Annotated in this window: 9 protein-coding genes; 8 read left to right on the top strand and 1 reads right to left on the bottom strand. The window is 64.5% G+C overall.

What is annotated here, in order from left to right; translation table 11 throughout:
- Nucleotides 1–58: 58 nt before the first annotated feature.
- Nucleotides 59–2,509 carry a penicillin-binding protein 1A gene (locus ACIPG5_RS05010; RefSeq protein ID WP_401373758.1) on the bottom strand — a complete coding sequence of 817 codons (2,451 nt, stop codon included), beginning with the start codon at nucleotides 2,507–2,509 and terminating at the stop codon, nucleotides 59–61.
- A gap of 180 nt (nucleotides 2,510–2,689) precedes the next feature.
- On the opposite strand from ACIPG5_RS05010, the gene pilM reads away from it, so the two are divergent.
- The 8 genes from pilM to gltB all read left to right on the top strand — a co-directional run bounded on the left by pilM (nucleotide 2,690) and on the right by gltB (nucleotide 14,412).
- Nucleotides 2,690–3,544, top strand: coding sequence for a type IV pilus biogenesis protein PilM (pilM, locus tag ACIPG5_RS05005; protein WP_401373624.1), 855 nt, complete (start codon nucleotides 2,690–2,692; stop codon nucleotides 3,542–3,544).
- Nucleotides 3,514–4,080, top strand: coding sequence for a PilN domain-containing protein (locus tag ACIPG5_RS05000; protein ID WP_401373622.1), 567 nt, complete (start codon nucleotides 3,514–3,516; stop codon nucleotides 4,078–4,080). The genes pilM and ACIPG5_RS05000 overlap by 31 nt, the downstream gene beginning before the upstream one ends.
- A gap of 2 nt (nucleotides 4,081–4,082) precedes the next feature.
- Nucleotides 4,083–5,075 carry a pilus assembly protein PilP gene (locus ACIPG5_RS04995; RefSeq protein WP_401373756.1) on the top strand — a complete coding sequence of 331 codons (993 nt, stop codon included), beginning with the start codon at nucleotides 4,083–4,085 and terminating at the stop codon, nucleotides 5,073–5,075.
- The gene (locus ACIPG5_RS04990; RefSeq protein WP_401373620.1) at nucleotides 5,026–6,261 is read left to right on the top strand and encodes a type IV pilus secretin PilQ; all 1,236 of its coding nucleotides are present in this window, start codon (nucleotides 5,026–5,028) and stop codon (nucleotides 6,259–6,261) included. The genes ACIPG5_RS04995 and ACIPG5_RS04990 overlap by 50 nt, the downstream gene beginning before the upstream one ends.
- Before the next feature lie 4 nt (nucleotides 6,262–6,265).
- Nucleotides 6,266–6,784, top strand: coding sequence for a shikimate kinase AroK (aroK, locus tag ACIPG5_RS04985; RefSeq protein ID WP_176510924.1), 519 nt, complete (start codon nucleotides 6,266–6,268; stop codon nucleotides 6,782–6,784).
- Nucleotides 6,785–6,878: 94 nt separating this feature from the next.
- On the top strand, nucleotides 6,879–7,976 hold the full coding sequence (gene aroB, locus ACIPG5_RS04980; RefSeq protein ID WP_176510923.1) for a 3-dehydroquinate synthase: 1,098 nt from the start codon (nucleotides 6,879–6,881) through the stop codon (nucleotides 7,974–7,976).
- 15 nt (nucleotides 7,977–7,991) lie between these two features.
- On the top strand, nucleotides 7,992–9,593 hold the full coding sequence (locus ACIPG5_RS04975; RefSeq protein ID WP_176510922.1) for an AAA family ATPase: 1,602 nt from the start codon (nucleotides 7,992–7,994) through the stop codon (nucleotides 9,591–9,593).
- Between the two features lie 373 nt (nucleotides 9,594–9,966).
- Complete coding sequence (gene gltB, locus ACIPG5_RS04970; protein WP_401373617.1) at nucleotides 9,967–14,412, top strand: glutamate synthase large subunit; 4,446 nt, start codon at nucleotides 9,967–9,969, stop codon at nucleotides 14,410–14,412.
- Nucleotides 14,413–14,424 lie beyond the last annotated feature (12 nt).

Here is a 14,424-nt window from a genome sequence, read left to right as displayed (position 1 = left end):
CGGGGCAAGCCCGCTCCCACAGGTATCTTGCTTGTGTGAGCGGGCGTGGCCCTTGCGGTCAGAACAGATCCATCGGCGCCGCTTCATCGGCCGGCAGCGGGCTGCCCGGTGCTGCGCCATTGCCCAGCTCATCCACCGATGGCGGCGAGTCTTCGGCCTTGAACAGCTCGAAGTAGGCATTCGGCGTGCTTGGCGATGCCGCGCGGCCACTGATCGGGTCCACGCGCAGGCTGAGGATGCCTTCCGGTTCTGCCGGCGGGTGGTTGGGCTTGTCCTTGAGCGCCGCGCCCATGAAGCTCATCCAGATCGGCAGCGCCGCAGTGCCACCGTATTCGCGGCGGCCCAGGGTTTCCGGCTGATCGAAGCCGACCCATACGGTGGTGACGTAGTCGGCGTTGTAGCCGGAGAACCAGGCGTCCTTGGACTCGTTGGTGGTGCCGGTCTTGCCCGCCAGGTCGGTGCGGCCCAGGGCCAGCGCCCGGCGGCCGGTACCACGCTTGATCACATCCTGCAGCATGCTGGTGAGGATATAGGTGGTGCGCCCGTCGATGATCTGCTCGGCGGTGACTGGTACCTGTGGGGCAGGAGCAACCTGGCCGTAGGCCGAAGGCGCTTCACCAGGCAGTGCCGCGGTGCTGATCGGCTGCTCCGGCGCCGCGAGGCCGGCGTGGTCTTCGCTGCCTTGCGGCACGCGCGCCGGGTTGGCGGTGAACAGGGTCTCGCCGTTGCGGCTTTCGATGCGCTCGATCAGGTACGGGTTGATCTTGTAGCCACCGTTGGCAAAGGTGCTCCAGCCCGTGGCGATCTCCATCGGCGTCAGCGTCGCCGTGCCCAGCGCCAGGGACAAGTTGCGCGGCAGGTCCTGCTTGTTGAAGCCGAACTTGGCGATGTAGTCGATGGTGCGGTCCACGCCCATGGCCTGCAGCAGGCGGATCGACACCAGGTTGCGCGACTTGTACAGCGCTTCGCGCATGCGGATCGGGCCAAGGAAGGTGTTGGTGTCGTTCTTCGGCCGCCAGACTTTGTCCAGGTACTCGTCGACGAACACGATCGGCGCATCGTTCACCAGGCTGGAGGCGGTATAGCCACTGTCCAGTGCCGCGCTATAGATGAACGGCTTGAAGCTCGAGCCCGGCTGGCGCTTGGCCTGCATGGCGCGGTTGTAGTTGCTCTGCTCGAACGAGAAGCCGCCGACCAGGGCGCGGATGGCGCCGTTGTATGGGTCGAGGGTCACCAGCGCGCTCTGCGCGCCGGGTACCTGGCTGAACTTGAGCTTGCCGTCGTCCAGGCGCTGCAGGCGCACCAGGTCGCCGACCTGGGCCACGTCAGCTGGCGATTGCGGCGCACGGCCCTGGGAGTTGCTGTTGATGAACGGGCGCGCCCACTTCATGGTTTCCCAGGCCACGTGCTCTTCTTCGCCGCCACGGGTCAGCACCTTGAGGCCGCTCTTGTCGACGCCGGTAACGATGGCCGGCTCCAGGCCGCCGAGGGTGCGCTGCTTGCTCAGCTCCTGCAGCCAGGCAGCGTGGGTCTTGCCCGGGAAGCGCGCGTCGGGGCCACGGTAGCCGTGGCGCTCGTCGTAGTCCGAGAGGCCATTGAGGACGGCCTTGTTGGCCATTTCCTGCATGTCGCTCGGCACTGTCGTGGTCACGCGGAAGCCTTCGGTGTAGGCATCGCTGCCATAGCGGCCGACCATCTCTGCGCGGGCCATTTCGGCGACATAGGGCGCATTCACTTCCGGCGTCGGGACGTGGTAGCTGGCGTTCAGCGGCTCGGCCAGGGCTGCCTGGTAGCTGGCCTCGTCGATCTTGCCCAGCTTGTACATGCGGCCGAGGATCCAGTCGCGGCGCTCTTTCGCCCGTACCGGGTTGGCCAGCGGGTTGAAACGCGAAGGGGCCTTGGGCAGGCCGGCGATCATCGCCATCTGCGCCAGGCTCACGTCACGGATCGACTTGCCGTAGTACACCTGCGCCGCAGCGTCGATGCCGTAGGCGCGGTTGCCCAGGTAGATCTTGTTGACGTACAGCTCGAGGATCTCGTCCTTGGTCAGCTCGCGTTCGATCTGCAGCGCCAGGAGGATTTCGTTGGTCTTGCGCGAGAAGCTGCGCTCGCTGGTGAGGAAGAAGTTCTTCGCCACCTGCATGGTGATGGTACTGCCGCCGGTCTGGATGTGGCCGGTTTTCACCAGCTGGGTGGCGGCGCGCATCAGGCTGCTCGGGTCTACCCCGTAGTGGTTGAGGAAGTTGTCGTCCTCGGCCGACAGAAGCGCCTGGATGAATTGTGGGGGAATTTCCGCGAAGCGGATCGGCGAGCGGCGCATTTCGCCGAATTCGGCGATCAGCTTGCCATCGCTGCTGTACACCCTCAGGGGGATCTGCAACTGGATGCTTCTGAGCGAATCGACCGACGGCAGGCTAGGGCTAAGATACAGAAACGCACCGCTCACACCGAGTACGAGCGCGCTAATGACTGCGACGAAAGACCACCAGAAGAACTTCAGCAGGCGTATCAAGGCTTTTGGGTGTCCAGTGTTGAGGGGTGAATTGCGCACGGGGCCGGCGGACGAAAAACGCTGGGCATTATAAGCATTTTTCGCCTCGCCGGGTGACCGGCCAGGCGGCCCGCTGCACCGTCCGGCTGTCAATGGCTGGCGCTGCTGCGGGTTAAGGGCTGCTACGAGGAAACAGCGATGCTTGGACGCTGGGGCAAGGATGCCGGTTCACTGTTGGGGGTGGAAATTACCCCTGATTGCGTACAAATCATGCAGGTACGCCGGCATGGCGGGCGCTGCGAGCGGGTGGCCTGGGGGCGTGAACCATTCGAGCCGTTTGCAGCCGGTAGCTGGCAGCAGGATCCGGGGCGTGTCGAAGCCGCCCTGCGTGGCGCCTACAGGCGCAGCGGCAGCCGTCAGCGCCGGGTCGCGGTGGCATTGCCCGCCTCCCAGGTCATCATCAAGCTGTGCCAGCTACCCGCAAGCCAGGCTGAAGCGCAAATGGAGGCGCAGTTGCTGGCCGATGCAGATACGTTGTTCCCTTTTCCTCTGGACGACCTGGTGATTGATTTTCAGGTCAGAGGCGTGAGCTCGGGGCGGCCGGATCATCGAGATGTGGTAGTCGCTGCCTGCCGGCAAAGCACGTTGCAGCCACTGGAGTTGCTGTTCGAAGGCGCGGGCTTGCAACTGGATGCGGTGGAGGTCGACAGCGTCGCCTTGCACCGGCTGTTGCCGGCGCATTGTGCGACGACTTCTGCGCTGCTCTGCTTGGAATCCGGTGGTGCAACACTCTATGGCTGGTCGCAAGGCGGGCTGCCACAGCGACACGAGTTGCCAGGGCAAACCTGGGCCGAGCGGCTTGCCGAGCTGTTTGCTGGCGGGGTGCAGTTGGATGAACTGCTGATTTGCGGCACTGCACCGGAGCAGCACGACTGGCTCGCAGCACTGAGCAACCAGCTGGGTGTGCCGTGCCGCATGCTGCCAGCGGTAGCAGGGCTCGACTGTAGCGAGGGCAGCCTGGCTTGCGCGTTGGCGCTGGGAGGGTTGCGCTGATGTTGCGTCTTAACCTGATGCCGTGGCGTGAACGGCAGCGCCTGGCCGCCTTGCGCCGCCTGCGCCTGTTGTTGCTTGGCAGCACAGTCATCGCGCTTTTTGGTGTGTTGCTGATGGACCAATTGGCACGCGAACGCGCTCAGCGGCAGGCCTTTGGCAATAGCGCGCGGCAAGTCGCCATGACGAAGCTGGGCGAGCAGTTGGAGCAATACGCACCTATCGACCAGGCGTATGAACAGGTGCGTGCGCAAAGCGCTGCGCTGGCAGACCTGCGCGCTGGCCAGGGGCATGTGGTCGCGCTGCTCGCCGATCTGGAGCGAGCGTTGCCGCAAGGTGTTCAGCTCACCGAGCTCAAGTTCGAGCGCTCGCGGTTGGAAATTGCCGGCCTGGCCTCTTCTTCTGCGCTGGTTGCGCAGTTCATGCGTGAACTCGAGCGTGCAGATGGCCTGCGCGAGCTTGAACTCAAGCGGGTGCAAAGCACAGCGGTTGGCGAAGCGTTTCAACTGGTGGCGCTGATGCCGGCGGCCTTGTCGTGAAGCTGCGGGGCTGGCAAGGGTTGGTCGAGCGCTGGCAGGGTTCCATCTATCTACTACCCGTGACCGTGGCCTGTGTGGTGTTTGCACTCGGCGCCCTGATACGCCTGCCGGGTTGGCAGCAACTTCAGGCCGATGAGCAGGCAAGGCAAGCGGCTCTGGAGCTTGAGCACGCCAGCAAGGCCAGCGAGGTGCGGGCCTTGCAGCAGCGCCAGGGCGAACTGGCCGAAGCCGAACGGCAGTTGCAGGGTATTCAGTGGCAGCTCGCGGCAGGTGAGCGCATGAGTGACCTGCTTGAGCAATTGGCAGCGTCGGGGCAGGCGCGGGGCCTGCAATTCGAGCAACTGGATGTACTTGAGGTGCTGCCCCAGTCGGGCTATCGGCAAACCCCGTTGGATGTGCAGGTGGTGGGCCGTTATCCGGCATTGCGTATGTGGCTTGAAGACTGGCTTGGGCAACTGCGCCTGCTGCGTGTCGAAGAAATGCACTGGCATGGCGCTCCGGGCAAGCCTGGGTTGATCCGGCTGCGTTTGAAAGTGAGCGCTTACCAGGCAGATGCGTCATTACCGGACCCCGCCTGGCTGGCGCAGATACCGGCTCGAGCGCAGTTCCAGCTTCCAGCCCTCGACCCCTTCGCTGCCTGGTCGGGCCGTGCTCCCCAGGCAGGGCTCGGCAACGTTCCCCTGGCGCAGCTGGTGATGGTCGGAAGCTTGTCGCGCAGGGGCGAGTACGAGGCGCTGCTGGCTTGCGCCGGCCGGCTGTATCGCGTGCTTTGCGGCGAGCGGTTGGGGCGCGATGAGGGGGTGGTGGTACGTATTGATGAGCAGCAGGTGGAGGTGCGCGAACGGCTGTTCATAGCCGGCGAGTGGCACGAGCGCACCACGTTCTTGGCGCTCAGGAAGGGCGCCGACAGGGAGGCAAGTGGTGATGAAAAGGTTGGCGACAGGGATGTTGATGCTGCTGGCACCGGTTCAGTGGGGGCTGGCAGCGTCTTATAAGGGAGAGCCTGTTTCGCTGAACTTCCAGGATGTCGAGGTGCGCTCGGTGCTACAGGTGCTGGCCGACTATGTGGGCATCAACCTGGTTGCCAGCGACACGGTTCAAGGCAACATCACCCTGCGCTTGGAGGATGTGCCCTGGGATCAGGCCCTGGCACTGGTGTTGCACAGCAAGGGGCTGGTGCGACGTGAAGAAGGCAATGTGCTGCTGGTGGCGCCCGCGAGTGAGTTGGCCGAACAGCCTTTCGGGCAGGCGTTCGATGCTCAGTTGCCGCCCTTGCGCCGGGAACTGCTGGCCATCCACCACGCCGATGCTGCCGAGCTTGCCGAACTGCTGCAGGCAACGCTGGCCGACGACGGCATTCTTACCGGGCGCGGCAGCCTCAGCGTGGATGCGCGCACCAATACGTTGGTGGCGCACCAGCCCGAAGAGCGCCTGGCCGAGTTGCGGCGGTTGGTGGCACAACTGGATGTGCCGGTGCGCCAGGTGGTGATCGAGGCGCGTATCGTCGAGGCCAATGTCGACTATGAAAAAAGCCTGGGTGTGCGCTGGGGTGGCGCCTTGCATGAGGAGGTCGCGCGGGTGGGCAAGGATGTGTTCGTCGACCTGGGCGTGGAGCGGCCCGGCTCGGCGGTGGGGCTGGGCCTGCTGCGTGGTGACGTGTTGCTCGACCTTGAGCTCAGCGCCATGGAAAAGAGCGGCAATGGCGAGATCATCTCCCAGCCCAAGGTGGTCACTGCAGACAAGGAAACGGCCCGGATCATCAAGGGCACCGAGGTGCCTTACCAGGAGACCAGCAGAAATGGCGCCACCTCGGTTTCGTTCAGGGAGGCCTCGCTGTCGCTCGAAGTCACTCCGCAGATCACCCCGGACGGCAAGGTCATCATGGCGGTCAGGGTGACCAAGGATGAGCCAGACTTCGTCAACGCCTTGAACGATGTGCCGCCGATCCGCAAGAACGAGGTCAATGCCAAGGTGCGAGTGGCCGACGGTGAAACCATCGTCATTGGCGGGGTGTATTCGACCACGCAAAACAATGTGGTCGACAAGGTGCCATTTTTTGGCGATCTGCCGTATGTTGGGCGGCTGTTTCGACGCGATGCATTACAAGAGAAAAAATCCGAGCTGCTGGTCTTCCTGACTCCGCGTATCATGAGTGACCAGGCGATTGCTGTGAGTCGTTGATTCTGTGCGAAATTTGATACTTGTAGGGCCCATGGGCGCTGGAAAGAGCACCATCGGGCGCCTGTTGGCCAAAGAGCTGCGTCTGCTGTTCAAAGATTCCGACAAGGAAATCGAACTGCGTACCGGCGCCAACATCCCGTGGATCTTCGATAGAGAAGGCGAACCGGGCTTCCGTGACCGTGAGCAGGCGATGATCGCCGAGCTCTGCGCGCTCGATGGCGTGGTCGTGGCCACCGGTGGTGGCGCGGTCATGCGTGCGGAAAACCGCCAGGCGCTGCACGCTGGCGGGCGGGTGATCTACCTGCACGCGTCGGTAGAACAGCAGGTCGGGCGTACCGCGCGCGATCGCAACCGGCCGTTGCTGCGCACCGCCAACCCGGAGGCGACCCTGCGCGCCCTGCTGGAAACACGCGACCCGCTCTACCGTGAGATCGCCGACCTGGTGGTGGAAACCGACGAACGGCCGCCGCGCATGGTGGTGCTCGACATTCTCGAGCGCTTGCAGCAGTTGCCGCCCCGGTAAGCCGGGACTATTCTCGGCCAGCGCCGAGGCGAGGTTCAACGTTACCGCGTGGGTCGCTCAGCCGACACCGCGCCCAAGTACATTGTGGGGATACATGCAGACACTAAAGGTCGACCTGGGCGAGCGCAGCTACCCGATCTACATTGGCGAAGGCCTGCTGGACCAACCTGAACTGCTGGCGCCGCACATCGCCGGGCGGCAGGTGGCCATCGTTTCCAATGAAACCGTCGCGCCTCTGTATCTCGAACGCCTGAGCAAGACCCTCGGCGCCTATTCGGTGCTGCCGGTGATTCTCCCCGATGGCGAAGCCCACAAGAACTGGCAGACCCTGCAACTGATCTTCGACGGCCTGCTCACCGCACGGCATGACCGCCGCACCACCGTGATCGCCCTGGGCGGCGGCGTGATCGGCGACATGGCCGGCTTCGCTGCGGCCTGCTACCAGCGTGGCGTCGACTTCATCCAGGTGCCCACCACCCTGTTGTCCCAGGTCGACTCTTCGGTGGGCGGCAAGACCGGCATCAACCACCCGCTGGGCAAGAACATGGTCGGTGCGTTCTACCAGCCCAATGCGGTGCTGATCGACACCACCAGCCTCAAGACCCTGCCCGAACGCGAGCTGTCGGCGGGCCTGGCCGAAGTGATCAAGTACGGCCTGATCTGCGACGAGCCCTTCCTCGGCTGGCTCGAAGCCAACATGCAGGCCCTGCGCGCCCTCGATCCTCTGGCACTGACCGAGGCGATCCGTCGCTCGTGCGCGGCCAAGGCTGCCGTGGTGGGCGCCGACGAGCGCGAATCCGGCGTGCGGGCGACCCTGAACCTTGGGCATACCTTCGGGCATGCCATCGAAACGCACATGGGCTACGGTGTCTGGTTGCACGGCGAAGCCGTGGCAGCGGGCACGGTGATGGCCCTGGAGATGTCCATGCGCCTGGGCTGGATCGACCAGCCCGCGCGTGATCGAGCAATCCGCCTGCTGCAGGACGCAGGTTTGCCGGTGGTGCCACCACAGGAAATGACCCCGGCGCATTTCATGGAGCATATGGCGGTCGACAAGAAGGTACTCGATGGTCGCCTGCGGCTGGTGCTGTTGCGCCAGCTCGGCGAGGCCGTGATTACCGACGACTATCCGAAAGAGATTCTTCAGGCCACGCTGTCGGCGGACTACCGCGCGATCGTGGCCCAGCTTTGAGGTTGTGACAGCGCAATGACCAGTTTGCATGCCGATGAGGCGTTTCTCGACCACTATCAGTTGAGCCACGATCCGTTCGCGCCGCGTGTGCCCGGCTTCAAGTTCTTCCCTGCCCAGCGCAAGCCTGTGCTCGGCCAGCTGCATCACCTGGCCCGTTACAGCCAGTTGATGCTGGTGGTCACAGGCCCGGTAGGCAGCGGCAAGACCCTGCTGCGCCAGGCCCTGGTGGCGAGCACCAACAAGCAGTCGGTGCTCAGCGTGGTGGTATCGGCCCGCGGCGCCAGCGATGCGGCCAGCGTGTTGGGCCAGGTGGCCCAGTCGCTGGAAGTCGCCCAGCCCGAAGTTCAGGCGATTCTGTCCAAGGTCGTGCAGTTGGCCTTGACCGGGCAGGAAGTCTATTTGCTGGTGGACGATGCGGAACAACTTGACGAGTCGGCACTCCAAGCGTTGCTGGAACTGGCGGCAGGTGTCTCGGAAGGGCGCCCGCACGTGTTCCTGTTCGGTGAGCCGTCGCTGATTGCCGGGTTGGAGGAGATCCATGTCGAGGAGGAACGCTTCCACGTCATCGAGCTCGCCCCCTACAGCGAGGAAGAGACCCGCGAGTACCTGGAGCAGCGCCTGGAAGGTGCCGGCCGGGGCATCGAGGTGTTCAGCCGTGAGCAGCTCGTCGATATCCATGAAAACTCCGACGGTTGGCCTGGCAACATCAACCAGGTCGCCCGCGATACTTTGATCGAAGCCATGATCGCCAGCCGCACCACGGCCAAGCGACCAACCATGGGGTTCAAGATGCCTAAAAAACACGTGCTCGCGCTGTCTGCTGTCGTCGTGGTGGCCGTTGCTGCCGCGGTGCTCATGCCCAAGAAAGGCGACAAGGCCCCTGCCGAAGCGCCTGCGGCCCAGGCCCAGCTGCCTTTGGGTGACGGCAAGTCGAACGGCGGCAACCCGGCCATTGAATTCTCCGGCTCCTCGCAGCCGATGCCGCTGCCGCTGGTTGGCCAGTCGCAGCCGGTGATGCGCGAGCCGCTGGCCCAGGCCGCAGGCATGGGTGATGGCGAGGAGGGCGGCCCGGCCGACAATACTGCGCTGCAGCCAGGCAACCCGCCGCCGACCGTGACCACCACCGCGCCGCCGCAAGGCATGGCCGCCGGCCCTGCCCCGACCATGGCCCAGGCTACCCCGTCGCAGCCGGTAGCGCCTGCGCCCAAGCCTGTCGCAACTCAGCCCGCCAAGCCGGTTGCTCCTGCCAAGCCGGCCCCGGCACCGACCCAGGTCGCCACGGCCAAACCCGCCGCCAAGCCTGCCGAGAAACCAGCAGCCGGCAACACCGGTGGCGGCTGGTACGCAGGCCAGAAACCGGGCAACTACGTGGTGCAGATCCTCGGCACCAGCTCCGAGGCGTCGGCCCAGGCCTTCGTCAAGGCGCAGGGTGGCGACTATCGCTACTTCAAGAAAAACCTGCAGGGCAAGCCGCTGTACGTGGTCACCTATGGCAGCTTCGCCAACCGCGACGCTGCGGTAGCTGCAATCAAGAACTTGCCAGCGAAGGTCCAGGCTGGTAAACCTTGGCCACGTACCGTCGCCAGCGTCCAACAAGAGCTGGCTTCGGCCCGCTGATACCTTCCGGGCGGCACCACCCCGCCGCCCAGTTGCTGAGCGATTACTGACTTTCGTCTAGCCTGCTGCGCCCGAGCGCGGCAGGCTTTTCTGTCCCAGACTGCCGGCCACAAGCCTACCTTGCAGTCATGGCTGAAACGCTTCAGACTCGAGCCGAGCCGCTATCACGGCGCATGGCGCAAAAACATTCAAAAATGCGACATAAATTTTCAATGGTGAGACATGAAAATTTGTGAGTATCGCTGTCGCTGTGCAACAATGGTTTTCCATGGCCACCGCAAAAAAGCTGGCATTTGATCGGCGTGGATGGTAAGTGGTTGTACTAAAAAGAGATTTACCTCCGTTGAGAGGTGAACCTGGTGAGAAAGTGTCTATGAAAACAGGTCTGTACCATCCCGAAGAATTCAAGGACAACTGTGGCTTTGGCCTGATCGCCCATATGACGGGCGAACCGAGCCACCACCTTCTGCAAACCGCCATGCAGGCGCTGACCTGCATGACCCACCGCGGCGGCATCAACGCCGACGGCAAGACCGGTGACGGTTGCGGTCTGCTCATGCAGAAGCCCGATCAATTCCTGCGGGCCGTGGCCCAGGAGCACTTCGCCGTCGAGCTGCCCAAGCAGTACGCCGTCGGTATGGTGTTCTTCAACCAGGACCCGGTAAAAGCCGAAGCCGCGCGGGCCAACATGGACCGCGAAATCCTCGCCGCCGGCCTCAAGCTGGTGGGCTGGCGCAAAGTCCCGATCGACACCAGCGTGCTGGGCCGCCTGGCCCTGGAGCGCCTGCCGCAGATCGAGCAGGTGTTCATCGGCGGTGAAGGCCTGAGCGATCAGGAATTCGCCATCAAGCTGTTCAGTGCCCGTCGCCGCTCGTCCGTGGCCAATGCCCACGACGCCGACCACTACATCTGCAGCTTTTCGCACAAGACCATCATCTATAAAGGCCTGATGATGCCGCGCGACCTCGCGGCCTTCTTTCCAGACCTGGGTGACGAGCGCCTGCAAACCGCGATCTGCGTGTTCCACCAGCGCTTCTCCACCAACACCCTGCCGAAATGGCCGCTGGCGCAGCCGTTCCGCTTCCTCGCCCACAACGGCGAGATCAACACCATCACCGGCAACCGCAACTGGGCCATGGCCCGTCGCACCAAGTTCGCCAACGACCTGATCCCCGACCTCGAAGAGCTCGGCCCGCTGGTCAACCGCGTCGGTTCCGACTCCTCGAGCATGGACAACATGCTGGAGCTGATGGTCACCGGCGGCATCGACCTGTTCCGCGGCGTGCGCATGCTGGTACCGCCAGCCTGGCAGAACGTCGAAACCATGGACGCCGACCTGCGCGCCTTCTACGAATACAACTCCATGCACATGGAGCCGTGGGACGGCCCGGCCGGGATCGTCATGACCGAAGGTCGCCACGCGGTGTGCCTGCTCGACCGCAACGGCCTGCGCCCGGCGCGCTGGGTCACCACCAAGAACGGCTACATCACCCTGGCGTCGGAAATCGGCGTGTGGGACTACAAGCCCGAGGACGTATTGGCCAAGGGCCGCGTCGGCCCGGGCCAGATCTTCGCCGTCGACACCGAGACCGGCCAGATCCTCGACACCGATGCCATCGATGACCGCCTCAAGTCGCGCCACCCGTACAAGCGCTGGCTGCGTCAGCACGCCCTGCGCATCCAGGCAACGCTGACCGACGACCAGGGCGCGGCCAGCTACGACGCCGACCAGCTCAAGCAATACATGAAGATGTTCCAGGTCACCTTCGAGGAGCGTGACCAGGTGCTGCGCCCGCTCGGCGAGCAGGGCCAGGAAGCGGTCGGCTCGATGGGTGACGACACGCCGATGGCAGTGCTGTCGCAGCGCGTGCGCTCGCCTTACGACTTCTTCCGCCAGCAGTTCGCCCAGGTCACCAACCCGCCGATCGACCCGCTGCGCGAAGCGATCGTCATGTCGTTGGAGATCTGCCTGGGCGCCGAGCGCAACATCTTCCAGGAATCCCCCGAGCATGCCTCGCGGGTGATCCTCCGCTCGCCGGTCATCTCGCCCGCCAAGTGGCGCTCGCTGATGAACCTGGAGCGCGAAGGCTTCGATCGTCACCTGATCGACCTCAACTATGAAGAGGGCGTCGGCCTTGAAGCGGCCATCCGCAACATCGCCGACCAGGCCGAGGAAGCGGTACGCAGCGGCAAGACCCAGCTGGTGCTGAGCGACCGCTACATCGCCCCGGGCAAGCTGCCGGTGCACGCCTCGCTGGCCGTGGGTGCGGTACACCACCGCCTGACCGAGCAGGGCCTGCGTTGCGACAGCAACATCCTGGTGGAAACCGCCACCGCCCGCGACCCGCACCACTTCGCCGTGCTGCTGGGCTTCGGCGCCTCGGCCGTGTACCCGTACCTGGCCTACGAAGTGCTGGCCGACCTGATCCGCACCGGCGAAGTGCTGGGCGATCTGGACGAAGTGTTCAAGTACTACCGCAAGGGCATCTCCAAGGGCCTGCTGAAGATCCTGTCGAAGATGGGCATCTCCACCATCGCCTCGTACCGTGGCGCGCAGCTGTTCGAAGCCGTGGGCCTGGCCGAAGAAGTGGTCGGCCTGAGCTTCAAGGGCGTGCCCAGCCGCATCAAGGGTGCGCGTTTCGTCGACCTGGAAGGCGACCAGAAGTTGCTGGCGGCCGAAGCCTGGAGCGCGCGCAAGCCGATCCAGCAAGGCGGCCTGCTGAAGTTCGTCCACGGCGGCGAGTACCACGCCTACAACCCGGACGTGGTCAACACCCTGCAGGCTGCTGTGCAGCAGGGCGACTACGCCAAGTTCAAGGAATACACCACGCTGGTCGACCAGCGCCCGGTGTCGATGATCCGCGACCTGCTGAAGGTGAAAGTGGCCGATCAGGCCCTGGCGCTGGATGAAGTCGAGCCGCTGGAAGCGATCCTCAAGCGCTTCGACTCGGCCGGTATCTCGCTCGGCGCCCTGTCGCCGGAAGCCCACGAGGCCCTGGCCGAGGCCATGAACCGCCTGGGTGCGCGCTCCAACTCCGGCGAGGGCGGTGAAGACCCGGCGCGCTACGGCACCGTGCGCAGCTCCAAGATCAAGCAGGTGGCCACCGGCCGCTTTGGCGTGACCCCGGAATACCTGGTCAACGCCGAAGTGCTGCAGATCAAGGTTGCCCAGGGCGCCAAGCCCGGCGAAGGCGGCCAGTTGCCAGGCGGCAAGGTCAATGGCCTGATCGCCAAGCTGCGCTATGCGGTACCGGGCGTGACCCTGATCTCGCCACCGCCGCACCATGACATCTACTCGATCGAAGACCTGGCGCAGCTGATCTACGACCTCAAGCAGGTCAACCCGCAGGCCCTGGTCTCGGTCAAGCTGGTCGCCGAAGCGGGCGTTGGCACCATCGCCGCGGGCGTGGCCAAGGCCTATGCCGACCTGATCACCATTTCCGGCTACGACGGCGGCACCGGCGCTTCGCCGCTGACCTCGATCAAGTACGCCGGCGCCCCGTGGGAACTGGGCCTGGCCGAAACCCACCAGACCCTGCGCGGCAACGACCTGCGCGGCAAGGTGCGGGTACAGACCGACGGCGGCCTGAAAACCGGCCTCGACGTGGTCAAGGCGGCCATCCTCGGCGCCGAGAGCTTCGGCTTCGGCACCGCGCCGATGATCGCCCTGGGCTGCAAGTACCTGCGCATCTGCCACCTGAACAACTGCGCCACCGGCGTGGCCACGCAGAACGACAAGCTGCGCAAGGACCACTACATCGGCACCGTCGACATGGTGATCAACTTCTTCACCTTCGTCGCCGAAGAGACCCGTGAGTGGTTGGCCAAGCTGGGCGTGCGCAGCCTCGGCGAGCTGATCGGCCGCACCGACCTGCTCGACGTGCTGCCGGGCGACACCGAGCGCCAGCACCACCTGGACCTGACGCCGCTGCTGGGCAGCTCGCACATTCCGGCCGACAAGCCGCAATTCTGCGAAGTCGACAAGAACCCGCCGTTCGACAAGGGCGAGCTGGCCGAGAAGATGGTCGACATGGCCCTGCCGGCGATCCGCGACCAGGCCGGTGGCGAGTTCACGCTCGACATCTGCAACTGCGACCGCTCCATCGGCGCGCGCATCTCTGGTGAAATCGCCAAGCTGTATGGCAACCAGGGCATGGCCGACAAGCCGATCACCTTCCGCTTCAAGGGCACCGCGGGCCAGAGCTTCGGCGTGTGGAACGCCGGTGGCCTGAACCTGCACCTGGAAGGCGATGCCAACGACTACGTCGGCAAGGGCATGACCGGTGGCAAGGTCACCATCGTGCCGCCTGCCGGCAGTCCGTTCAAAACCCAGCTCAGCGCCATCGTCGGCAACACCTGCCTGTATGGCGCCACCGGCGGCAAGCTGTTCGCCGCCGGTACCGCGGGCGAGCGCTTCGCGGTGCGTAACTCCGGCGCCCACGCCATCGTCGAGGGCACTGGCGATCACTGCTGTGAATACATGACCGGCGGCTTTGTCTGCGTCCTGGGCAAGACCGGTTACAACTTCGGTTCTGGCATGACTGGCGGCTTCGCCTACGTGCTCGACATGGACAACACCTTCGTCGACAAACTCAACCACGAGCTGGTGGAAATCCAGCGCATCAGTGGTGAGGCGATGGAGGCCTACCGCAGCCACCTGGCGCGGGTCCTTGCCGAGTACGTGGAAGAGACTGGCAGCGAGTGGGGGCGTGAGCTCTCGGAGAACCTGGACGACTACGTGCGGCGCTTCTGGCTGGTCAAGCCGAAGGCGGCCAACCTCAAGCAACTGCTGTCCAGCACCCGCGCCAACCCGCAGTAACAACAGCTGCAA

This window comes from Pseudomonas sp. NPDC087029, assembly GCF_044745345.1.
In the GTDB taxonomy this organism is placed as follows: Bacteria; Pseudomonadota; Gammaproteobacteria; order Pseudomonadales; family Pseudomonadaceae; genus Aquipseudomonas; species Aquipseudomonas faucium.
This window is presented reverse-complemented; position numbering and strand designations above follow the sequence as displayed.

What these genes read in the sequence shown, in the direction of transcription:
- ACIPG5_RS04990 (WP_401373620.1), top strand. Translation starts at nt 5,026, where the DNA reads ATGTTGATGCTGCTGGCACCGGTTCAGTGGGGGCTGGCAGCGTCTTAT.
- pilM (WP_401373624.1), top strand. Translation starts at nt 2,690, where the DNA reads ATGCTTGGACGCTGGGGCAAGGATGCCGGTTCACTGTTGGGGGTGGAA.
- gltB (WP_401373617.1), top strand. Translation starts at nt 9,967, where the DNA reads ATGAAAACAGGTCTGTACCATCCCGAAGAATTCAAGGACAACTGTGGC.
- ACIPG5_RS04975 (WP_176510922.1), top strand. Translation starts at nt 7,992, where the DNA reads ATGACCAGTTTGCATGCCGATGAGGCGTTTCTCGACCACTATCAGTTG.
- aroB (WP_176510923.1), top strand. Translation starts at nt 6,879, where the DNA reads ATGCAGACACTAAAGGTCGACCTGGGCGAGCGCAGCTACCCGATCTAC.